Annotated in this window: 21 protein-coding genes, 1 tRNA gene and 1 pseudogene; 15 read left to right on the top strand and 8 right to left on the bottom strand. The window is 64.8% G+C overall.

Features of this window, described 5'->3' with window-relative positions; all coding sequences use genetic code 11:
• Window positions 1–395: 395 nt before the first annotated feature.
• From hisS to ACP7AU_RS11140, 5 genes are all read right to left on the bottom strand, one after another.
• Window positions 396–1,901 carry a histidine--tRNA ligase gene (gene hisS, locus ACP7AU_RS11160; protein WP_426051454.1) on the bottom strand — a complete coding sequence of 502 codons (1,506 nt, stop codon included), beginning with the start codon at window positions 1,899–1,901 and terminating at the stop codon, window positions 396–398.
• A gap of 46 nt (window positions 1,902–1,947) precedes the next feature.
• The gene (locus ACP7AU_RS11155; protein ID WP_426051453.1) at window positions 1,948–3,192 is read right to left on the bottom strand and encodes a DUF418 domain-containing protein; all 1,245 of its coding nucleotides are present in this window, start codon (window positions 3,190–3,192) and stop codon (window positions 1,948–1,950) included.
• Window positions 3,193–3,268: 76 nt separating this feature from the next.
• The gene (locus tag ACP7AU_RS11150; protein ID WP_426038707.1) at window positions 3,269–3,826 is read right to left on the bottom strand and encodes a DUF5671 domain-containing protein; all 558 of its coding nucleotides are present in this window, start codon (window positions 3,824–3,826) and stop codon (window positions 3,269–3,271) included.
• Window positions 3,826–4,707, bottom strand: a complete 882-nt coding sequence (locus ACP7AU_RS11145; RefSeq protein ID WP_426038708.1) for a 3-hydroxybutyryl-CoA dehydrogenase — start codon at window positions 4,705–4,707, stop codon at window positions 3,826–3,828. Before ACP7AU_RS11145 ends, ACP7AU_RS11150 begins: the two co-directional genes overlap by 1 nt.
• Window positions 4,708–4,827: 120 nt before the next feature.
• Complete coding sequence (locus ACP7AU_RS11140) at window positions 4,828–5,133, bottom strand: YggT family protein (RefSeq protein ID WP_303694612.1); 306 nt, start codon at window positions 5,131–5,133, stop codon at window positions 4,828–4,830.
• A gap of 144 nt (window positions 5,134–5,277) precedes the next feature.
• Here ACP7AU_RS11140 and ACP7AU_RS11135 point away from each other — a divergent pair.
• From ACP7AU_RS11135 to ACP7AU_RS11125, 3 genes and pseudogenes are all read left to right on the top strand, one after another.
• Window positions 5,278–5,353, top strand: a tRNA-Ala gene (locus tag ACP7AU_RS11135).
• Window positions 5,315–5,599, top strand: a pseudogene (locus tag ACP7AU_RS11130) (DUF6538 domain-containing protein); the annotation flags it as partial. The gene ACP7AU_RS11135 and the pseudogene ACP7AU_RS11130, both read left to right, overlap by 39 nt.
• Before the next feature lie 21 nt (window positions 5,600–5,620).
• Entirely contained in the window at window positions 5,621–7,339 is a 1,719-nt protein-coding gene (locus tag ACP7AU_RS11125) for a site-specific integrase (RefSeq protein WP_426051472.1), read from the top strand.
• A gap of 603 nt (window positions 7,340–7,942) precedes the next feature.
• Here ACP7AU_RS11125 and ACP7AU_RS11120 read toward each other — a convergent pair.
• Window positions 7,943–12,112, bottom strand: coding sequence for a hypothetical protein (locus ACP7AU_RS11120; protein ID WP_426051452.1), 4,170 nt, complete (start codon window positions 12,110–12,112; stop codon window positions 7,943–7,945).
• A gap of 606 nt (window positions 12,113–12,718) precedes the next feature.
• Here ACP7AU_RS11120 and ACP7AU_RS11115 point away from each other — a divergent pair.
• From ACP7AU_RS11115 to ACP7AU_RS11075, 9 genes are all read left to right on the top strand, one after another.
• A complete protein-coding gene (locus ACP7AU_RS11115) occupies window positions 12,719–13,264 on the top strand; it encodes a recombinase family protein (RefSeq protein WP_426051451.1) in 546 nt (181 codons plus the stop codon).
• Window positions 13,265–13,496: 232 nt separating this feature from the next.
• Window positions 13,497–14,477 carry a hypothetical protein gene (locus ACP7AU_RS11110; RefSeq protein WP_426051450.1) on the top strand — a complete coding sequence of 327 codons (981 nt, stop codon included), beginning with the start codon at window positions 13,497–13,499 and terminating at the stop codon, window positions 14,475–14,477.
• Between the two features lie 110 nt (window positions 14,478–14,587).
• Window positions 14,588–15,214 carry a DUF305 domain-containing protein gene (locus tag ACP7AU_RS11105; RefSeq protein ID WP_426051471.1) on the top strand — a complete coding sequence of 209 codons (627 nt, stop codon included), beginning with the start codon at window positions 14,588–14,590 and terminating at the stop codon, window positions 15,212–15,214.
• Window positions 15,215–15,318: 104 nt separating this feature from the next.
• Window positions 15,319–15,702, top strand: a complete 384-nt coding sequence (locus ACP7AU_RS11100) for a copper resistance CopC family protein (protein WP_426051449.1) — start codon at window positions 15,319–15,321, stop codon at window positions 15,700–15,702.
• Window positions 15,703–15,713: 11 nt separating this feature from the next.
• The gene (locus ACP7AU_RS11095) at window positions 15,714–15,935 is read left to right on the top strand and encodes an ammonium transporter family protein (protein ID WP_426051448.1); all 222 of its coding nucleotides are present in this window, start codon (window positions 15,714–15,716) and stop codon (window positions 15,933–15,935) included.
• A 98-nt stretch (window positions 15,936–16,033) separates the two neighbouring features.
• A complete protein-coding gene (locus tag ACP7AU_RS11090) occupies window positions 16,034–16,201 on the top strand; it encodes a hypothetical protein (RefSeq protein ID WP_426051447.1) in 168 nt (55 codons plus the stop codon).
• 18 nt (window positions 16,202–16,219) lie between these two features.
• Window positions 16,220–17,143, top strand: a complete 924-nt coding sequence (locus ACP7AU_RS11085) for an acyltransferase family protein (RefSeq protein ID WP_426051446.1) — start codon at window positions 16,220–16,222, stop codon at window positions 17,141–17,143.
• A complete protein-coding gene (locus tag ACP7AU_RS11080) occupies window positions 17,140–17,616 on the top strand; it encodes a DUF411 domain-containing protein (RefSeq protein WP_426051445.1) in 477 nt (158 codons plus the stop codon). The genes ACP7AU_RS11085 and ACP7AU_RS11080 overlap by 4 nt, the downstream gene beginning before the upstream one ends.
• 46 nt (window positions 17,617–17,662) lie before the next feature.
• The gene (locus ACP7AU_RS11075) at window positions 17,663–18,154 is read left to right on the top strand and encodes a YybH family protein (RefSeq protein WP_426051444.1); all 492 of its coding nucleotides are present in this window, start codon (window positions 17,663–17,665) and stop codon (window positions 18,152–18,154) included.
• 151 nt (window positions 18,155–18,305) lie between these two features.
• On the opposite strand, the gene ACP7AU_RS11070 is transcribed toward ACP7AU_RS11075, so the two are convergent.
• Window positions 18,306–18,833: a DUF305 domain-containing protein gene (locus tag ACP7AU_RS11070; protein WP_426051443.1), complete on the bottom strand. Its 528-nt coding sequence runs from the start codon at window positions 18,831–18,833 to the stop codon at window positions 18,306–18,308.
• A 272-nt stretch (window positions 18,834–19,105) separates the two neighbouring features.
• On the opposite strand from ACP7AU_RS11070, the gene ACP7AU_RS11065 reads away from it, so the two are divergent.
• The 3 genes from ACP7AU_RS11065 (at window position 19,106) to ACP7AU_RS11055 (ending at window position 20,239) form a co-directional block, all read left to right on the top strand.
• Window positions 19,106–19,495: a DUF302 domain-containing protein gene (locus ACP7AU_RS11065; RefSeq protein ID WP_426051442.1), complete on the top strand. Its 390-nt coding sequence runs from the start codon at window positions 19,106–19,108 to the stop codon at window positions 19,493–19,495.
• Window positions 19,496–19,745: 250 nt separating this feature from the next.
• Window positions 19,746–19,994, top strand: coding sequence for a hypothetical protein (locus ACP7AU_RS11060; RefSeq protein ID WP_426051441.1), 249 nt, complete (start codon window positions 19,746–19,748; stop codon window positions 19,992–19,994).
• A gap of 50 nt (window positions 19,995–20,044) precedes the next feature.
• Window positions 20,045–20,239 (top strand): hypothetical protein, encoded by a 195-nt coding sequence (locus ACP7AU_RS11055; RefSeq protein WP_426051440.1) that lies wholly within the window; start codon window positions 20,045–20,047, stop codon window positions 20,237–20,239.
• 69 nt (window positions 20,240–20,308) lie between these two features.
• On the opposite strand, the gene ACP7AU_RS11050 is transcribed toward ACP7AU_RS11055, so the two are convergent.
• Window positions 20,309–20,719: a hypothetical protein gene (locus ACP7AU_RS11050; protein ID WP_426051439.1), complete on the bottom strand. Its 411-nt coding sequence runs from the start codon at window positions 20,717–20,719 to the stop codon at window positions 20,309–20,311.

Below are 20,719 nucleotides of genomic sequence, written 5' to 3'. Positions count from 1 at the left end.
TCCGGCCTTTTTCATGCGCGCCCTCGCCCCACCTCCGTCATCCTTGGACGAAGCGAAGCGGAGATCCGAGGACCCAGCATTCCGGGCGGGGAGGCGCGCACGTCGACATCACCGAGCTGGGTCGCCGGGTTTGCTGCGCGCCCCGAGGATGACGGAGAGACTGGAAGGCGTCGCGCCGATCACCAGACGTGAAAAAGCCCGCTGCGGGGGATACATCGCAGCGGGCTTTCACGCTCTCTAAGGAGCGGACGTTTCCTCCCCGAAACGCCTTCGATCAGCGGCTGCGCCTTGTCAGCGCCGCGCCGTTCGAGTGGCTTCAGATGACGCCACGGGCCGGTTCAAGTCAATCAAACCACAAGCGAAAACCGAAAGTTTCATGACTGAACATCGATAAGTCATCCGATGGGCGTCGTCATTCTCGAAGAAGCTTCGATAATGGTGCGAATGGTTCGCACGAGGTCTCCGCGAGCGACGGTCTGCTGGCCAGGACGCTCGGCCTTCCAGGCCTCGTTGTCCGCCAGACCGGCCGCGGCCGCGCGCCCGGCGTCGAGATCCTTGATGGTGACCTGGCCACCGGCGATCTCGTCGCCGCCCAGGAGGACGACGGCGGGAGCGTTGCGCCGGTCGGCGTATTTCATCTGGGCCTTCATGCCCGCGCGACCCAGATAGAGTTCGGCGGCGACGCCGGCGCCCCGCAGTTCGGACACGGCGTCGAGGTAGGCCTGCATGTCGTCCTGCGAGAAGACGATCACGACCACCGGGCCGCGCGCCGTCTCCGAAGTCCGGCCCGCCGCGCGCAAGGCCGAGGCCAGGCGCGAGACGCCGAACGAGAAGCCCGTCGCCGGGGTCGACTGGCCGGTGAAGCGAGCCACCAGATCGTCATAGCGCCCGCCGCCGCCGATCGAACCGAAGCGGACCGGCCGACCCTTGTCGTCGGTGGTGTCCAGCAGAAGCTCCGCCTCGAACACCGCGCCGGTGTAGTATTCCAGACCACGCACGATGGTCGGGTCGAACCGGACCGTCGCCTGATCGACGCGCATGGCGGTCAGGGCGCGGTCGATCCCGGCCAGCTCCTCCAGCGCCGCTTCGCCGGCTGCGCCGAGGCCGCCCGAGCGGGCGATGGCGTCGAGGGTCTCGGCGCGCGTGCCTTCGGACGCCGATCCGAGGAAGGCCTCGATGGTCGCGGCCACGCCGAGCGGCAGGTTGGCGCCCTTCGTATAGTCGCCGCTGTCGTCCAGACGGCCCTCGCCCAGCAGGGCGGCGACGCCCTCCCAGCCAAGGCGGTCGAACTTGTCGATGGCGCGAAGGGCGGTCAGGCGCTGGATCGGATCGGTGATCCCGCCCGCCTCGAACAGGCCGTCGAACAGTTTGCGGTTGGAGACGCGTACGACGGCCTGACCCTCGGCGAGGCCCGCGGCCTCAAGGCCCTCGCAGGCCATGGCGATGATCTCGGCGTCAGCCTCGGGGCGGTCGGAGCCGACGGTGTCGGCGTCGCACTGGACGAACTCGCGGAAGCGGCCGGGTCCGGGCTTCTCGTTGCGCCACACGGGTCCGAAGGCGTAGCGGCGATAGGGTTTGGGCAGGGTCTCCCAGGTCTGGGCCGCGAACCGGGCCAGGGGCGCGGTCAGGTCATAGCGCAGGGCCATCCACTGATCGTCGTCGTCCTGAAGGGCGAAGACGCCCTCGTTCGGACGGTCGGCGTCGGGCAGGAATTTTCCCAGCGCATCGGCGTATTCGAAGGCGCCGGTCTCCAGCGGCTCGAAGCCCCAGCGCTCATAGACCTCCGACACCTGGCGCACGATCCGGCGTTCGGCCGCGACCTCAGGCCCGCGCCGGTCGGCGAAGCCTCGTGGCCCTCGGGCTTCGGGGCGGGGTGCTGCGGGCGTTTCGGCGTCGGTCATGCCGGGCTTCTAGAGGCTCGACCGCCGGTGGTCGAGGCCCCGGACCTCAGGGCCGGATCGGCACCATCCGTCCGTAGGTCAGGCAGCGCCAGATCCACTCCAGCGGTCCCATGGTGAGGACCGACAGCCAGAGGGGCGACCAGATGATCTGGGCGGCCCAGATCGCGCCGACCACCATCCACATCTCGGCCGGACCCTGCTGGCCGAACCACATCGGCCCCCACGGCGCATAGTAGAGGGTGACCATGATCAGGGTCTGGGTCAGGTAGTTGGTGAAAGCCATGCGACCGACCGGCGCCAGCCAGGCGACCAGAGGCCTGAGGCCGAAGCGGACCAGCAGGATCAGGATGCTGGCGTAGAAGAGGGTGATCAGGAAGGCCGCGCCGCCGGCGGCCGCCGCCAGGCCCCTGGTCGGATCAGCCTCGCCGGCCATCGTGTCCTGCCAGCCCCAGATGGCGAAGGCCGCCAGATTGGCGCCGCCGAACAGGATGATCAGAAGATAGGTCCACAGCGGCGCGCGGCCGTGCAGATAGCCGGACTTGAACAGGCCCAGACCCAGCATCATCAGCGGCACGGTCACCGGGATCAGGAACGGGCTGGCCATCAGCTGGAAGGTCGCCCAGACCTCGATGTTCTCCATGAGACCGGCCGGCCAGCCGGAGCGGTAGAGGGCCACGGCCTCGGCGATGGCTTCGGGGCTCGCCACCGGGCGGGCGGCCTCCATCTGGGCGGCGACCTCGGCCGGCAGATTGGCCATGCCCCAGGAGGCGACCGCAGCGACGACGGCCCACAGCAGGGTCAGGCCGCCGCCGATCCAGAGCAGCCGGCGAGCGCTCCACGAGCGCATCATCATCATCAGCAGGCCGCAGTAGGCATAGTGCAGCAGGATGTCGCCGTACCAGAGCACCACGCCATGCAGCAGGCCGAACAGGCCCAGCCACAATAGACGTCGCCAGAGCAGCGCGCCCCGCGCCTCGTCGAACTTCTCGCCGCCGACGAGGAAGATCGAGACGCCGAACAGCATGGTGAAGAGGGTGCGGAACTTGTCGTGGAAGAAGACGTCTGTGACCCACACCCCGATCAGATCGGCCTGGCTGGTCGCGCCCGGAGGCGGCGCCTCGGACATCATGACCTGGAACGGCCAGGCGAAGGCGATGGCGTTGACGGCGAGGATCCCGAGGATGGCCCAGCCGCGCAGCACGTCGAGCTGGAAAATGCGGTCCCTGGTCTCGGTCGGCGCGAGGCCTCCGGCGGCGGTCCGAGGCTGAACCTCGAGTGCGGGCATGGCCATTATGCTTCCCCCAAAGCAATCATCCGTCGACTTTAAAGCAATGCTGTCAGGCGTAAACCGCACGCTGACCGCAGGGTCAGCGGCCCAAAACGCCCAGACGGTCCTTGACCTGCTCCGGCGCGGGGATGAAGGCGATGAAGGCGGCGCAGAGGCCGGCCCACAGGGCGTAGCTGACGCCGACCAGGATCGCGACCGGCAGGCCGGCGACGCCGTAGATCAGCAGGGTAGTTTCGGTGGCGCCGACGCCCTGGCCGAGGTCGCCCGACTGGACCCAGCCATAGACCATCATGCCCAGGGCGAGCACCGTCTGGGCTGCGGCGGCCAGCAGGCCACCATACAGCATGAAGCGCCACACGACGCCGAGGCGCGAGGCGGGGCGACCGCGACGGTCCCGCTCGCGCCGGATCGACCACAGGCCGGCGGGCACGGCGATCATGCCGATCAGCAGAACCGTCAGCCGCCAGTCGATTTCCCGACCCGGAATCCAGTTCTGGGGCGGCCAGACCAGCAGCGTCAGGATCAGCGGCGGCCACATGACGCCCGCCAGCGCGGCCAGAGGAATTGCCGCACGGGTTCGGCGCCAGATGACCGGCGCCTGACCGGGAAGATCGGCGGGGGTGTCGAACCGGGCCATCAGCGGGTCGGGACCGGAACGTCGCCGGAATAGTCGTAGAAGCCGCGTCCGGACTTGCACCCCAGCCAGCCGGCCTCGACATATTTCACCAGCAGCGGGCAGGGCCGGTATTTGCTGTCGGCCAGCCCGTCGTAGAGCACGTTCATGATGGCCAGGACGACGTCCAGACCCATGAAGTCGGCCAGCTCCAGCGGCCCCATCGGATGGTTGGCGCCCAGCTTCAGCGCCTTGTCGATCGAGGCGACGTTACCGACGCCCTCGTAGAGGACATAGATCGCCTCATTGATCATCGGCACCAGGATGCGGTTGACGATGAAGGCGGGGAAGTCCTCGGCATTGGTGGTGGTCTTGCCCAGGCTTTCGGCGAAGGTGACGGCTGCGTCGTAGGTCGCGGCCGAGGTGGCGATGCCGCGGATAATCTCCACCAGTTTCATCACCGGGGCCGGCTTCATGAAATGCAGGCCGATAAACCGGTCCGGCCGGTCCGTCGCGGACGCCAGCCGGGTGATCGAGATCGAGGAGGTGTTGGAGGCCAGCAGGGTGTCGGCGCCCAGATGGGGGACCAGTTCGGCGAACACCGCCTTCTTGGTCGCCTCGTCCTCGACGGCGGCCTCGATGACAAGGTCGGACTTCCCGGCCTCGGCCAGGGTCTCGACGCCGGAAATGTTGGCCAAGGCCGTATCGGCCTGGGCCTGGGTCACGCCGCCGCGCTCGACCTGGCGGGCCAGGGAGGCGGCGATGACGCCCAGCGCCGTGGGCAGCCGCTCGGCGGCGACATCGTACAGCCGCACCTGATATCCGCCCAGGGCCACGGCATGGGCGATGCCGACACCCATCTGGCCGGCGCCGATCACGGCGACTGTCTTGATCGTAGAGGTCATCTAGTCGTGGTCAAAAGCGGCGTCTCGCCCGGGCCGGGGCACCTTAAGAGCGTCCGGGCGCGGCGCAAGGCTGGAATGTCGCACTGCGGCGCCTGCGCCACGGCCCGGGGCGCGCCGACATCACCCCAGCAGGGCGATGATCGGGCCGGCGGCCATGTTGTTGAAGGCGATCCGCGCGAAATTGAGCAGCAGCAGCACGACGATCGGCGAGATGTCGATGCCGCCCAGCGGCGGGATGATCCGCCGGAACGGCTCCATCAGGGGCCGCGTCACCGCGTCGAGGAATCCGGCCAGCTGGTTCACGAAGCGGTTGCGGTGGTTGATCACATCGAAGGCGAACAGCCAGCTGAGGATCGCCGAGCCGATGATGAACCAGGTCATCAGGCTGATGATGGCGTTGATGAGCCAGACGATCGCCATTCCCATGCGGGGAACTCCTTCAAGAAATGAACGCCGCTTCTAGCGGGCCAATCGCCCGAGGCCAAGGATTCCCCGGAGCGACGGTGTGCGGCCCGTTGACACCGCGCCTTGCGCCCGACTATGTCCGCGCTCGCCTGTCACCCGGAAAACGGGGCCGTAGCTCAGTTGGTAGAGCGCGTCGTTCGCAATGACGAGGTCAGGGGTTCGACTCCCCTCGGCTCCACCAGGCTCGCAATATCAAGCACTTGGCCACCGCCGCGTAGCGCTGCTACTCACAGCTGCTACGCGAGGTTCTATGTCGCTAGTCACCAACGTCTTCCGACGCGGTGGTTCCTACTACTTCCGAGCCCGGGTTCCGGAGCGCTTCCGGGCGGTGCTGAGCCGCCGTGAACTTTGGAAGTCGCTCCGCACCGGAGACGCCTGGAAAGCTCGTCAGCGAGCCTCCCTGATAGCCCAGCTGACGCATCGCCTCTGGCGAGACTTGGAGCCTGTCATGTCGTCGAACAAGTCAATCACTCCGCTCGAGGCAAAAGCCCTGATCGACGACTGGCTAAGGGCCGAGCTGGACGAGGACTCCTATCTCAGGACCGCTCCTGAAGGCGAGATCCACATCGGCGTGATCCTTCATCGCCAACCTCCCGGCCAGTCTGATTCTATCGTCGCCTATTTGGATCACAGCGAGCTGACGGAACTCAACGAACTCGAGCCGGAAGAGCGAACGAAACGGCTTGGTCCGACCGGATACGTCCTGACTGGGGTCAGTGAACTCGACCTCCGGCGAGCTGCCCGTGACAAGCTCTTCCAAGGTGCAGATGAACGTCATCGATCGGGAGCCGACGAGGTTGCGACACGGGACTTGGACGCGGCTTTGAAACGAGCCGGGATCTCACTGTCACCGTTCAGCGAGACCTACGAAACGGCGACAAAGAGGATGGTCCGCGCTCATCAAGACGTGTTGACCTCGATTAAACGAAGAGACCAAGCGGAATGGCGTCCGGACCTCGACGACGATCCGGTCGCTGACCTCTTAGCGAAGTTGGCCCCACGCACGGCCGTCAGCGTCGATATGAAGGGTAGCGGAACCACTCTCACGCTCAGCGAGGCGGCGACTGCAGCCATCGCCGAGATGTCTCGAACTGAGGAGTTCAAGCCGAAGAGGATCGAGGACTACCGCAACGCTGTCGCCGTTTTCATACTGTGGCGAGGGCACGATCCGCTCTTGACGTCGATCAGCGGCTTGGATGCAGGGTCGTTCAAGACAGCGCTCAGCCACTACCCCGCCAATGCCAACAAGCGTCCCGGCTATCGCAATCTCAAGACCTTCCGTGAGCGCTCAGAGAGAGCGGCCGCCGTTAGCGAGGAACGGCTGCTGGGAGCCGTCACGATCAACGGAAAGTATCTGACGCCCCTGAGACGGATAGTGGACTGGCAGGCCGGTGTCGGCGTCGGGGCAGCCGCAGACAACCCCTTCAAAGGCATCGTCATGAAGAAGCCCCGGCGGGTTGATGTTCACGAGCAGAGACGGGACTTCAGCACAGCAGAGCTTCAACGATTTTTTGATCGTCCCTTGTTCACCGGCTCCGAAGGCCTGCGGCAAGCGGCACTCAACCGACCGGGGACATTCCGTGTTCAGGACTGGCGCTTCTGGGTCCCGCTGATCTGCGTCTTCACGGGGATGCGCCTCAACGAGGCCTGCGGTCTTTCCCTGGCCGACATCAAGGTCCAAAATGACATCGTCTTCTTCCACGTGCGGGACGAAGCCGAAGGGCAGAGCGCAAAAGGGAATGCGTCTCGCCGGAAGGTGCCTCTGCATCACGAGCTGGTCACCTTGGGACTGATCGAGTGGGTGGCAAAGCGACGGGAAGCCGGTGGTGAGCGCTTGTTTGACGAACTCAACGTGGACAAGCACGGCTACTTCAGCAGGGAGCCGTCCAAGTTCCTCGGACGACAGATGGCGGGTATCGAAGACGCGGACCCTGACGAGCCCGGCAAACTCGTGTTCCACTCAACTCGACACACTGTGACTTCCCGGCTTCGCGCTGCTGAAGTCCGGAAGGACGTCGCGGAGGAGATTGTGGGTCACGAGAAGGGTGACACTCACTCGGGTTACGGCACTTACGACATGGCCACACTCAAAGCCGCAATCGACAAGATGGTCTATCCCGGCCTCGACCTTAGCCGTTTGATGATGCCGGAGACAGTGATGTCTTAGACCGAGCCGGGCCTGAGCCACCCGGGTGCAGTGGGTCAGCCGGTCTTTTTGGCCATACCCTTACCCCCCCCCGAGTCTGGGTGCAGTCATGGCGGCGGAGCATGGTCATGGCCGAGCGCCGGAACACTCGATGAATGCCGAAACACTCGGAATCACGTCGTAAACGCTCGCCTATTTTCCGGATTCGAAAGGCTGACTAGCGTCTGGAGTGATTTTTGGCACGGACGGCCCGCCTCGTGGTGGCGACAGCGGCCGGTGTAAGAGTTGCGAGGCGGTAATCAGTTACCGCGCAAAGACTGGGACGGTCGTGGAACCACGGAAGGGCGAAACAGTAGGTTCCTTATACCTGACATCAAGGGAACCGGACTATCAGGACCTTGTGTTGGGCCCGGCACCTCCCCGGTTGTTGGCGGTTTTATGCACGTCCGCAATCGGGCGTCAGGCCAATTAGGGGGTCCGACCCGTTGCGGACATTTCGAGGAGTTTGTGTCGAGGTCCGTAACTGACTCAAAGCGGTTGGGAGCGTCTGTTAGTCGCCATCATGCTCTGGCAAAGCCCGTGCATCGCGAGCTTCCGCAGCTACAGCGCGTATGGGAGGGTTGCTCAGGCATAGGCCACCCGATCGGCGTCTGGCTCCTTCGTCAAGATTGGCCACGGCTTTCCTGATGCGAGGTCTGGGTGGCGAGGTTCCGTTTCGGGCGCGCCGTAGCGGTCCCGCAGCTTGTCGATGTCGTTTAGGCACCGAGCGGCGCGATCGTCCGGGCCTCCATCTGATGTCAGCGCGAGCAAGGCCTTCCTCAGATCGACGGCCGGAGCCGGGACGACGTGGAAGGCACCCTGCCAGTCCTCCGAAGGGATCCGCGCGGTTGTGGCCCGTTCGATCGATCGCCAGTCGATCAAGGCCTCGCCAACCTGCGACTCTGACGCCACCAGGAACAGAATGTCCTCGGTCTCGGGGGCCTCGCCGAGGGCGCGCGCCAGAAGGAGAAGGGGACCGGGTTTGATTCCACCGGCCAGCAGGGTCCGGACGTGCAACCTTGCCATCGGATGATCCGCGATCATCCCGGCGAGGTCGCTCTGAAGGCGCCACTGGTTCACGGATCTGGCGTCGAACTGCTCGCTGACGATCAAATCGATCAGGCGGACAGCGGCGGAGGCGGTCCCGAATCCCAGCACGGTCGCGCGCCAGGTGTGATTGTCGAACAGACACGGATCTGCCTCCGCAAGGGCGAAGGCGGTCTCCTCGGCACCAGGCTCCGGCGAACTACCGAGCGCGCCGATCAGGCTGTCCAGAATGTGTGTCGATCTGTGCGATGCCGGCACGGTCGCCATGATACGGGGCACTTCCGATTGCGGATGGGCGAAGGGAAGCAGCTGGAGCCACTCCTTCAGTTCGTAGGGATTGCCAGGGTCGAGCAACCAAGTTTCGGTCCGGGCCGCTTCCAGCAGTTCGCCGATGCCGGCCTCCACACGGGATATGGCGACACGCTCTCCCGAAACGACCAAGCTCAGGATCAACCGCGCTTTGGTTCGGCGGCCCGCCAAATCCAGCAGTCTCTCGATCACCGCATCACGGTTCCCATGCGGCAGCAGGGTGCCGAGCGTGCCGAGGGAGACGGCGAGGCCTTGCGCCTTCGGATCGTCGCCGTGGAACCTCAGGAGAGTGTCGATGGCCGCGAAGATGCGGTCGGCGCTCTCCGCGCTCAGGTTCCGGTGACGATCCCGCGCCTGTCGCCGTTCTCCGACCCGCGTGAAATCCTCTCCCCCGAACATTCTAGATGTCTTCGGGATATTGTCCCGCGTCCAGTGCTGGAGGAGGACACGCGCTGCATACTCCCCGAAATGGAGGTCGGTCAGATAGTCCGCGGCGACGTCCCGCGCCGCCTGTTCGTCGATGGCGCCCAACGCTGCTTGGTATTCGTGGAAGTGGGGGCTCTGAACGACCCTAAGAGCATCCTTATCCAGCCTGCCGCCCTGATCGACCCGCAAACGACAGGCCGCGTAGCGCGCGATGTTGTCGTCTAGAAGCGCCCGCAGAATCGGCAGCAGGTCGGCGGCCGGCACTTGGCTAATAAGGGTGGCGATCGACGCCTTGGCGTATCGGGTAGCGGTTGTCGACCTGAGAAGGCGCTCGCCCCAGTTTTGCGCCAGACGGCCGAGAGCTTGGCGGTCGTCCGGTCCGAACGGACGTGCGCGCTCAGCCTGCCCGTAATCGTTCCGTGAGGCGAGGGCCGCGAGGTCAACGATCTTGTCGTCCGGGACCGTGGCGGCGCGCTCCTCCAGGGCGGTGACCAAGCTGGTTCCAGGCGTATGGGCCAGCCGATCCCGCAAGGCCAGGAAGCGCGCGCTCGCCGCCTCGTCATAACGTCCATCCGGGCGGACGCGATCCGCTGCGGCGAGATAGGCGTCGACCAACGCCCCGGTCGCGCGAGGGCCTAGGACCGACGCCGCCGCCTCGGCCACGTCATCGTGCCGAGCCGCCGGGCTGAGTGCTTTCTCGAGCAAGTCGTCCCCCTCGAGGCTGAACCCCGCGGACGCAATGACGTCGTCCGCCCCGAAGAACAGGGCCTTTCCTGTTCGCAGTCGCTGCAGGAGACCCACGGCCAGGGCCACGGGGTAGCGCTCTTTCAGTTCATGCAGAAGATTCGACTGGCTGCCTTCGTCGGTGCCATTGTCCATCGCGGCGACCATGGCGGCGACCTCTTCTGCCGGTATCTTGGCTCCGGTCCGCAACAGCGCGTGCAGGGTGTCGCGCGGCGTCGGCTGGTCCCGCACCTGTCTCGCCTCGGCCTCGCGTTGTCGCGCCTGAACAGTCTCATCCTCCAAGAGCCCGACGTGGCCCTTGCGCGCGATGAGGTCGTAGGTGGGGTCGCCGGCCGTCCGGAGGATTTCGGTGACGTGACGGTCGGCGCGCCGGAAGGCTAGGGCCTCTATCACCGTCGCTTGAACCTCGGCGTCCTGATCGCGGACCGCGATCGCCGTAGCCAGATCTAGTCCGTCCATGCCCCCGTTGGCGGCGATTTCAGCGAGGACGTGTCGTCGGACGGCCTTAGGCAGGGCAGCGATCCGGTCCGCGGCGTCCGCGCCGAAGACGGACGGACGGAACGGCTCGATCATCCGCAGCGCCGCGAGATGCACTTGGTCGTCCTCGTGGGTCAGGACCGGCCAGAGCAGGTCGCCGAACTCCGGCCGGCCGGTCGCGATCATGAAGCCGACCACGCGCCCCAAGCGGTCCGGCGTGTGCCAATGGTCGACAAAGCTGCGGATCGGCTTGGCGACCGTCGTCCAGACCGCGTCGGTGGCGCGGTAGATCATCTCAGCGGCCAGAAGCGGATCGACCTCGAAGGCGGCGAGGATGGCGTCCGCCACAGCCGTCTTCCGGGCGGCGTCGCCTCGGGACGCCCGCTCGACGGCGAACAGGATGGCCTCGGTCCAGGGGCGCTGGTCAAGGATGTCCGTCTTGAGCCTGTGACGCGCGATCGGATCCCCGACGGCCGCCCGCATCCGGCGTTCGGCCTCGTGCGAGGCATACCACTCTTGGAACTGCTGGTGCTGAAACGAATAGGCACCCGTGCCCGCCTGAACGACCAGTATATGGTCGCTCACAAGACCGGCTAGGATCTCGTTGGGCTGGGCGATAACGCTCGATAGTTGGCTTTCCGCGATCAGGGCCTGGGTCGAGCCATTTACGATCGTTCGGGCCTCCGCCAGGGTGACGGCGGTGCTGGCGCTCGCGGTCAGGGCGTTCGAGAGATTTTCCAGATAGGTCTGCTGGAAGCCGCCCACGACGGGAGCCAGGGCCACGGAATGCTTCGGGTCTGCCTCATGCGCGACGATAAAGCGGCTGAGGACCTCTTCCTTCGTTCGCGGGAACGGCTCGCCGGGCGGTAGATCGAGAAGCGCGGTCAGATAGAGCGGGATGGTGATGAGATCCCGCACGCCTGGCGTCCGCCAGGCTTGGTCGACGAGCTTTTCGCCGTCTTCGCCCCGAATCGCCCGGGCGATTGCCAGCTGCTGGTCGTCGCCCAGGGGAAGGAGTTCGACCACCGTTCCGGAGAAGGGCACATTCCGGGCTTCCTTCCGGGTCGAGACGATCAGCGCTAACTGGGGCAACTCCCGGCCGAGCTGTTCCACCTGGCTGGCGGCGCGGGCTCGCGCCTTTGCGTCCAGTTCGTTCCAGCCGTCGAGGAGCAGCACGACACCCGTTCCCTCGATCACGCTGCGAAGGTCCGATAGGCTGACGGCAGAGAAGGCCGCGCGGTTCAACACCGAGGCGAGCAGGTCATCCGCTCCGGTTGCCCAGTCGCCCAGCGAAACGAACAACGGAACGCCTGTGCCAGTCCGCACGACCTGATCGGCGACTTGGAATAGTGTGGACGTCTTTCCCATGCCCGGGGGCGCGATTAGCACGAGATCGTCAAATGTAGTCAGCGCCTCCGCGAGCGAGCGGGTGGTGAGGGGCTCGTCCAGCCGCTCCAGCATTAGGGTCAGCGGAACCTCTGACCGGGGCCATTTCGGATTCTGCTTGAAGGTTTCTAGGTCGGCCACGGCAGCGGCGCGGAGGCGCAAACGCAGCTCGTTAGCGGTCGGTGTCATGCCCGCTTCGTAGGGGATGTTGTGAACGACGCTCCGCCACAGGTCTTCGTCTGACCGGCGCTTCCAGTCGTGCAGCTCGGTCACGGTGAACTTCGAATCATTGGAGTCGACGACCTTGCCGCAGTCCTGGCAGAGCCAGATCCCATTCGCCTCGCTGCGTCGCTCCTCCCGGGTCATGTCATCCCTAAAGCGGGGTCCCAGAGGGGAGGCCGCTTCGATGTGTGACGCGACCCCCTTCTGGATGAATCCCTCGCCCGTGGAGGTCGGCGCTAGGGTCTGGCGACGACATTCGGGATTGCTGCAGCGCATGCAAGCGCGACGCTCGAGCTTCCGTTTGGTGCCCTGGGTGAACTCGTCTCTGTTGGATGGGCTGGGCATGGATCGGCAGCGTGCAAAGGAAGCCGATCGATACCTACTTCGTCGCGGGTCTCGCGGCTAGTCGGAGCTGTAGTGGTTGAGGTCGTGGCTACCGGCGGTCAACTCTCGGGATGACGGCCAACGTCTGCTGTTGGCGCTGAGCCGCCCCCGGTCCCGTTCAGGCGAAGGTCACGTCCCCCCTTAGGCGACGTTTGAAGAGTCCGCCTTCCGCCCGTGCGACTGGCCGCGAGCGAGGCTTATTGAACCGCCGCGCGGAGCGCTGCTCGTTCTTTCAAACCGTCTCCGATGAGTATACCCGGCGAGGCGTCGCCGTGAGACGGGAAGGTGCGTCTCGTATGGGTTATATCCCGACTTCCGATACAGTCCCGGTGTATGGTCTAGACCTAATCGAGACAGGAGTATCGAATGGCGACCATCGGCTACGGAAGGGTCTCGTCGACCGGGCAATCCTTGGAAGTCCAGGCTGAGCAACTGCGAGCCGCCGGGTGCACCAAGCTGTTCGAGGAGAAGGTCAGCGGAACGAGCCAGCAGGGTCGCGTCCAGCTCGCCGCCGCACTGGACTACGTCAGAGATGGCGACACGTTCGTGGTCACCCGCCTCGATCGCCTCGCCCGCTCAATGTCCGACCTGCGCGACATCATCGACCGGCTCCAGGCGAAAGGGGTGGAGTTCAAGGCCATCCAGCAAGGCGCGATTGACACGTCCACCTCCGGCGGTCGGCTGATGCTGAACATGCTCGCGGCAGTGGCTGAGTTCGAGACCGACCTCCGTCGGGAGCGTCAGATGGAGGGCATCCAGAAGGCGAAGGCCGAGGGTCGTTATCGCGGCAGACCCACTTCGATCGACCCCGGCGAGATCGCAAGGCTGAAGGCGGATGGTCTGGGTGCAACAGCGATCGCCAAGAAGCTCGGCGTCGGAAGGGCCTCAATATATCGGCTGATGCCGAGTTAGTTCCGGAATGGAGAATTTAGCTTGACTTGCGCAGATTTTCTGTCACTCGCCCGCGTCTCTTGATACAGGTAGTAGTTATTCATGTAGTGGATTCAAAATATATGAACTTAACGAAAATCATTTGAAGCTCGCGCCTTCGGCGCGAAGCGTCCGTCCAAGCTCCGGGGTCGCGCAAGAGCGCGACTGATCCCGGAGCCAGGACGTTCGCCTGATCTCCGGAGTTCGGCCTCGCTTGTTCATCGAGCTTCGGCTACAATCAGCACGTTGGAGAGACCTCTCTAGGGATACCTCACCCGGCTTCACTGCCGGCACCTACCTCATCCCAACCCCGGCCTTCCCTTTGACCAATGCTTCCGATGAACGTCGCGCGCGTGCGCGCGCTCGGCTGACTCAGCCTACCCTCCTCAAAGCGCTTTCCGACCTACTTCTGCTGCCCTGGGAGATCGATGCATCCGGTCCCCATCAGACGCCATATCGGATCCGTCCGGGGCCAGAGTTTCGTCGCTTCATGTCGGGATCAAACATCCGATCTTTCGACGAGCATGCGATGAACCTGTTGGCTGAAGCTCTCTCATCCCGGGTCCAAAGGCTTCATCGGCTTACAGTGAGCTGCATTGAGGCGAAGAACCGGCGGGTCGCAGGGAACGGCTTCATTAAAGCCAAAGAGTTCGTCATTGGCCGGATTCGCGACGCCCTGAACCAAGTCGGGCTCGCCGGATTGCTGGCACTTGTTCAGCGCCCGTTGAACCCAGCGTCACAGTTCGGAGCACCTCGTTCTGACCTTCAACCGATCAGCGCGAGCGCAGGTCTCCGGATGTTCGACCATCGGGACCGCCTGGCACGCGGCTTTCATGGGCTTGAGATTCCGTCTGAGCGTAGCCTCTTGAAAGCCACCGCCTACCTCCGGAAGCAGGGATGGACGATCAAACGAGGAGTGAGAACACCCTGGTTGATCGACCCGTCACGGAATGTGGCGGCCATGATCGGTGGGGCTCAGGCGACCAGCGAAGACAAGCTCGCGCGGAGCCTTATTGCGCGCGCCATCCAGCGGATCATCCCGCTTTCCAGCTCGGCGATCAACATGCGCATGCCCACGATAGCAAGCGTCGAGGGCATGGCGGATGTCCGTCGCGACCTCTGTTCAGCGATCGACGCAACGATCCGGAGGTTCGGCTATCCGGGGCTGCTGGACTTGGTCGGAGTGGGATATTGATCGACGGAGATGGACCGGGTGCCGAGACAGTCGAAGAATGCCGCTTCCCGCTACTTGGAGGGGCGCTGGAGCGCCAAGTCGATCTTTATCGGACACGACTGCCCGGAAAGATGTATCGGTCTCCTGGGGCAGATTTTGAGGGGGTAAGTCTTTGTAGTTCGACGAGCTTGTCCGCTGCGGCAACGAGAAGCCCCTACGACCGGCGGGCCCTCCCTGATCAGGGGCGGGGCAAGTTGCCGGTCCTAGACACATGCCCTTCTGCCCAAATCTCAATATCGGCAGCTGAGCGCCGCAAAGCGGACGTCCTGGACGTCTCAAACGGGTGGAAAGCGGACCTTACCCTTCTCGGAGACGCGCACCGTATCAGGGTGAAATCGGACCTCGGCTTGTGTCCAGCACTCGCTTCACTGCTTGGACAGATGCCCGCCTTCGTCGGAGACGCGGACATCGACTTCATGAAACAGATGCGGGGGCACCACCAGGCCGCTATCGCAATGGCGCGGGTCGAACTTGCGCATGGCAAAGACGCCCAGGCGCGAGCCCTCGCCCGGGATGTGATCACGGCTCAGGAGCGGGAAATCCAGATGATCGACGTCTGCAGCGCCTGTGGCCTGATGCCGCATCAGCGCACCAACGGCGGACCGGGTGAATGCGCGAAGTCAGCCGCTGATTGGACTTTTCCGCGGAGGTGCCCCTTTTTGGCTCATGATGCCTTCGGTCGCGATCGCCTTTCCTGAGGGGCGCGCTCGGCCATCGCGTATAGAAGGTCGATACGCAGAGTCTTAAGACACCCGCTTCGTCGTTGGCCCAAAGGCTGGCTCTTGTTGAAGGAGACTACCCCATGATCCGCACGCTCGCCGTCACCACCGCACTGGCCCTCGCCGGAACCGCCGCCGCACAGGGCCCCCATGCCGGCCACCACACGCAGGCCCAGGCTGCGACGCCGCAGTCCGGCATCATCACGGTCCCCGCTGACGGTGCCATGTTCTCGGGTTCACCCGAACGGTTCTCCGCGACCTTCCCGCACCCGATGTTGCTCAAGACTGTGACCCTGACTGCCGAGGGTCAGGCACCCATTGTCTTGACGGCGCCCGCTTCGCCCGCCGCCGCGACCGTTGGCGTGGCATTGCCGCGCCTTGCACCCGGAACCTGGACGGCCGCCTGGGCCGCCGAGGGTGCCGACGGCCACAAGATGTCAGGCTCCAGCAGCTTCATGGTTCACTAGGGAGAATGGTGATGAAAGTTTCCAACCTGCTGGCGGCAGCCGGCGCGATCCTGACCCTGAGTGCTGGCGCGGCGCTCGCAGCCGAGGGCTGCGCGTGCTGCAAGGACATGGCGGCCGACGCCGCGATGTCCTGCTGTGACAAGATGAAGGCAGAACCCGCTCCAGCTCCGGTGCCCACTCCTGGGGCTGAGGAACCCGCGCCCGCTGCACCCGCAATGAGCCATCACCAATAAAGGCGGCCGGCTCGACCACCGCAAAGCCGGTTGGCCGCTCGCTCGGGGGGAGTGAAGTGACAGACAGTCGCCGTCCCTCACGAGTTCCTTTTCCCGACGTGCTCGATCCGCTCACCGGCGTGAGGTTCTTTCTCGCCTTGGGGGTCGTCCTGTTTCACTACCAGCTTCAGTGGACCTTGCCGGGGGACGGGGCACTGCTGAACCGCGCGCGTCTGGCGGCGGATGTGTTTTTCATCCTGTCGGGCTTCGTCCTGACCCACGTCTAACTGCAGGGAGACGGGACGGTGAACTACCGGCAGTTCTTGGCCGCGCGATTCGCACGGATTTATCCGGCCCACCTGTTCATCCTTCTGACCATGCTCGGGCTGGTGCTGGCAGCGCCCCTGCTCGGGATCGGCTTGGAACACGGCCGGTTCAATGCCGCCGACTTCGTCGGCACTCTGCTGCTTGTCCAGGCCTGGTTTCCGCGCGAGACTTTGGCGCTCTGGAATGGGCCGGCTTGGTCGCTGTCGGCGGAGTGGTTCGCCTACCTGGCATTCCCGGCCTACGCCGCCCTGGCTTTCCGGCTGCGGACCAGACCTTGGGTCATCATCGGCCTCGCCGCGATATCGTTCGTCGTGCTGGACGCTATCTACCGCGCTCAGTTCGGGCGCGTGCTCCCTCGGGCCGAGGACAGCATGGGCGTCCTGCGGATTATCCCGGAGTTTCTCTACGGCGTCGGTCTTTACTATCTCGGTCAGCGCTGGGTGCCGTCGCCGCGCGTGTCTGTCATGGGTGCGTTGGCGACCTCGGTCGCGCTGCTCTCCCTGATGCAGTTCGGCGCTGATGACCGCGTCATCGTGGCGGCGGCCGGACCCTTCATCCTGGCGCTCGCGCTCCTGGCGAAGGCGGGCGTGCGGACCTTTCTGTCCCATCGCGTCATCCTGTTTGCAGGTGAGGCCTCGTTCGCCCTCTATCTCGTCCACATCCCGATCCTGATGGTATGGCGCAACGCGGCGCAGGCGCTCGCCGGCTGGCCCGGGGACTACCGTATGGGCGTGGGTGAGTTGACGGCCCTGCTGATGTTGACGCTCGCCGCCGCCGCAGCCATCCATGTCTTCGTTGAGCAGCCGGGCCGACGGTGGCTCCGGGAGTGGATGACGCCGAGGCCCGTCGATCCCGTCGAGGCCAAACGTTCCGTTCACAGCGATCAAGGAGAGCCGTTTTGACGCCCGCAACACTGAACCGTCGTCTGCTGTTGGGAGCCGCCCTACTTGTCGGGTCGAGCGGAGCGGCTTGCGCCCAGTCGCGTCAGCCGCGCGACCTCGTCGTCTACAAGACGCCGACCTGCCCGTGCTGCGATGGTTGGATCGCGCACATGCGCGAGGCTGGATTTGTTGTCACGGTCACTGTCCTTCCCGATCTCCGACCGATCCGGATCGCCAGAGGTTTTCCGGATGCGCTGGCCTCGTGTCACACCGGACTGATCAATGGCTATCTCGTTGAAGGCCACGTCCCGGCGCCGGACGTCATCCGTCTGCTGAACGAACGGCCGTCGGCAATCGGTCTCGCCGTCCCGGCCATGCCGCTAGGCTCTCCCGGCATGGAGACTCCGCAGGGGCACAAGGATGCCTTTGATACCCTTCTGGTGCTCCCGGCGGGCACCTCCCGCGTGTTCGCTCGCCACAACCAGCCGGCCTGACGCAGGCCACGCTCATCCATTCAGATCCCGCAACCCGGAGCCCGCCATGTCCCGCAGACCTCTTGCCCTCGCCTTGGCGATCGCCGTCCTCTCAGCGATGCCGGCCTTCGCCCAGGACCACGCCCACGGCCCTGACCACGCCGCAGGCTCGGTCGCCGAAGAGGCAGCGGGCGCGGCGGTGGCCGTCGACGCTTTCCACGCCGCATTGAAGGCCGGCGACACGGCCGCCGCCGTCGCCCTGATGGCCCCGGATGTGATGATCTTCGAAGAGGGCTACGCCGAGCGATCGCGCGACGAATATGCGTCCCATCACCTGGGTTCGGACGCCGCTTTCGCGGCGGCATCAGAGTCCATGGTGGAACGGCGGTCGGGCTGGGCGGACGGCGACATCGCCTGGATCACCAGCGAAGGCCGAACGACGGGTCAGGTTAACAATCGCCCCGTGGATCGCCTGACGACCGAGAGCATGGTCCTGAAGCGCCACGCCGACGGCTGGCGCATCCACCACATCCACTGGTCGTCGCGCGCTCCTGGCTAGGCGCGTCGGCTACGTCACATGAACGACGGTGGGGCCAGAGTGCCCATTACCGCGACAACGGCAAACGGCCGCAGCGGTAAGCGGGCAGCTTGGCGTGTTCAGGCGGCGGCGGCAGAGGGACTCGAACCTACGCCGCGCCGCCGCCGAAACATCAGCCCGGGTGACGCTCAAGCCACCCTTCGAGTTCGGCGATCTCCGGCGTCACGGTATCAACTACCGCCTGAGCCATCCTGCGGGCTTCGACGTCCGTCGCGTCGCTTCGCAGCAGAACCTGCGACATCGCGATGGCCCCTCGATGGTGAGCGATCATCTTCCTGGCCCAGGTGCGCTGGGTGTTCACGTCCGTCGCCATCATCATGTCGCGGTGCATGCCCATCTCGGCCTCGGAGAAGACTGTCCGAGGCATGTTCATTCCCGGCGGCATCGCGTGATCCTGCCCCATCATCCCGCTGCTGGAGGCGGCTTGCGGCATGCTCATGCCCTGCGGCATCGCGTGCCCTTGGCCCATCATGCCGCTGTTCGCGCCTGACTGTGGCATGCTCATGCCGGACATCGGTCGATCCTGCATCGCCATGCCGGTGTCCGATGCGGTGGCGGCACACCCGGCGGCCGCGAACAGGGAAAGCGTCGAAAAAGCAAGCGCGGTCCGCCTGACGGGCCGATCGGTGACGTTGAACATGGGTTGGATCCTCTGGATCAAGCCAACTGCCAGTCGAACGGGACGTCCGGAACGCGGTGGCTGCGGCCGTGCTCGGCCGCCCTTTGAACGAACGTCGGGATCGTTGGTTCAAATCGCCCGGCGAAGTGTGCCGGGAGCGTCAGATGCGGCGGCTTTGGCCCAAGTGCCCGGGCAAACTGAGGCCGACCACCACGCCCGTTTATGGTTGCGATCTACATGCCGGCTCGCAACGTCGAGGCCCCCTGATGGTTTAAGACGGAAAGGAGCCCTCCATGACCTACTACTACAGCAAGACCAGCGATCTCCCGTTCGCGGAGGCCGTCGCACGCACACGCGAGGCTTTGAAAGAGCAAGGCTTCGGGATCATCACCGAAATCGACGTCACCAACACGTTCAAGCAGAAGCTGGACCTCGACTTCCGGCCCTACATGATCCTTGGCGCATGCAATCCGAAGGCGGCGTATGAAGCGCTCCTGCAGGAAGACAAGGTCGGCGTGATGCTACCGTGCAATGTCATCGTCCAACAGCGAGCCAGCGGAGGCGGCAGCGAGATCGCTGCGGTCGATCCTGTCGCCTCGATGTCGGCGATCCAAAACCCGGGTTTGCAGGCGAAGGCCGAGGAGATCGGAGCCAGCCTCAGGCGAGCGCTGGACGCAATCTGATCATCGATTGGCGACGGTCCCAATGGCCGCACGCTGGTCATTGAACGGGGGTTCTGCAATTCACCCGAACTCGGGCTTCTTATGTCCGCAATGGGTCGGACCACGACATTGGCATCAGGCCCGAAACCGGACATTCACCGCCGGTCCCGAGAACAGACATCCCGAACCGCCGCAGGGGTCGAGAGTGGTCATTTGACCCCGGTCGGAGAACCGACACGTGCCTTAGGGCGACCACCCAGTGGAGTCGCATATGGCCATCGCGACCGTCTACACCATTCAGACCTATGGGCAGGGTCGCGGGAAAGGCCTGAAGGCTGGGCAGCAGCAAGGCTGCAAGACCGCAGACGAGGCGCGACGCAAGGCCGAACGTCCCGTTCCACTCCGGCTGGGTGTCGTCGCATTCGCAGCGTCAGCCGACACGGAGATCAGGGACGATGATGAGAACCCCACGATCCTGTTCAAGGCGGGTCAATTGCCGCTCCCCTGGAACGAGCAATAGGCTACGGCTGGCGCGTCGCTTCTTCCCCACCCTCGCTGAGACCTCGCACGATGATGACCGACCCCGAACGCATTGATGCGCTCCTCGACATGGTCGATCCCGCTCGCATGGCCAACGATAGCCGAGGGCCAGAGTTGGCAGTTCTGGGGCTGGCAGTAGCGAAAGCGAAGGGCGGTTATGAGCCGACGAATGCAGGCTGGGTGATGATCGGCAATCGCGGTCGGGCTTTTCAGCCGCGCAAGTAGCTCCTCGCGGGAAGGCACACGAAACGCCGGCCCCCGCGAAGAGGCCGGCGCTGTCTTGTCGGGGTGGAGTTAGTGTGAAACGCCAACGCTCCGCTCGATTGGGCCTAGCAAGCTGCTCGGCACCATGAACGACAGGTTCGCGTTCGCCGGGTTGTCGCACTGCTTGCTGTCGTAGATGGTCATCAGATGGCTGTGCCGACGCTCGGCGACAGCCAGCGCATCACGCGCTGACATATAGTTGCCGACCGCTGCTGGCCAGAAGAAGAGGACGGCCGCCACGTTGGCGCCGTTGACCCCTTGGTCGCTCTGACCATCGGCCTTGATCTCGTCCAGTTTGACGAACTCAGCGCGTAGCGCGGCGCATGTCATCGCCTGATCTCCAGGCTGCATGACGTTGACCTTCTCGGTCGTGGTGCAGGCGCTCGAGGCGAACGCGACTGCGGACGCGGCGCATAGCGCCAGCGTGTTGCGGATCTTCAT

The organism is Brevundimonas sp. SL161 (assembly GCF_049896985.1).
Classification (GTDB): domain Bacteria; phylum Pseudomonadota; class Alphaproteobacteria; order Caulobacterales; family Caulobacteraceae; genus Brevundimonas.
This window is presented reverse-complemented; position numbering and strand designations above follow the sequence as displayed.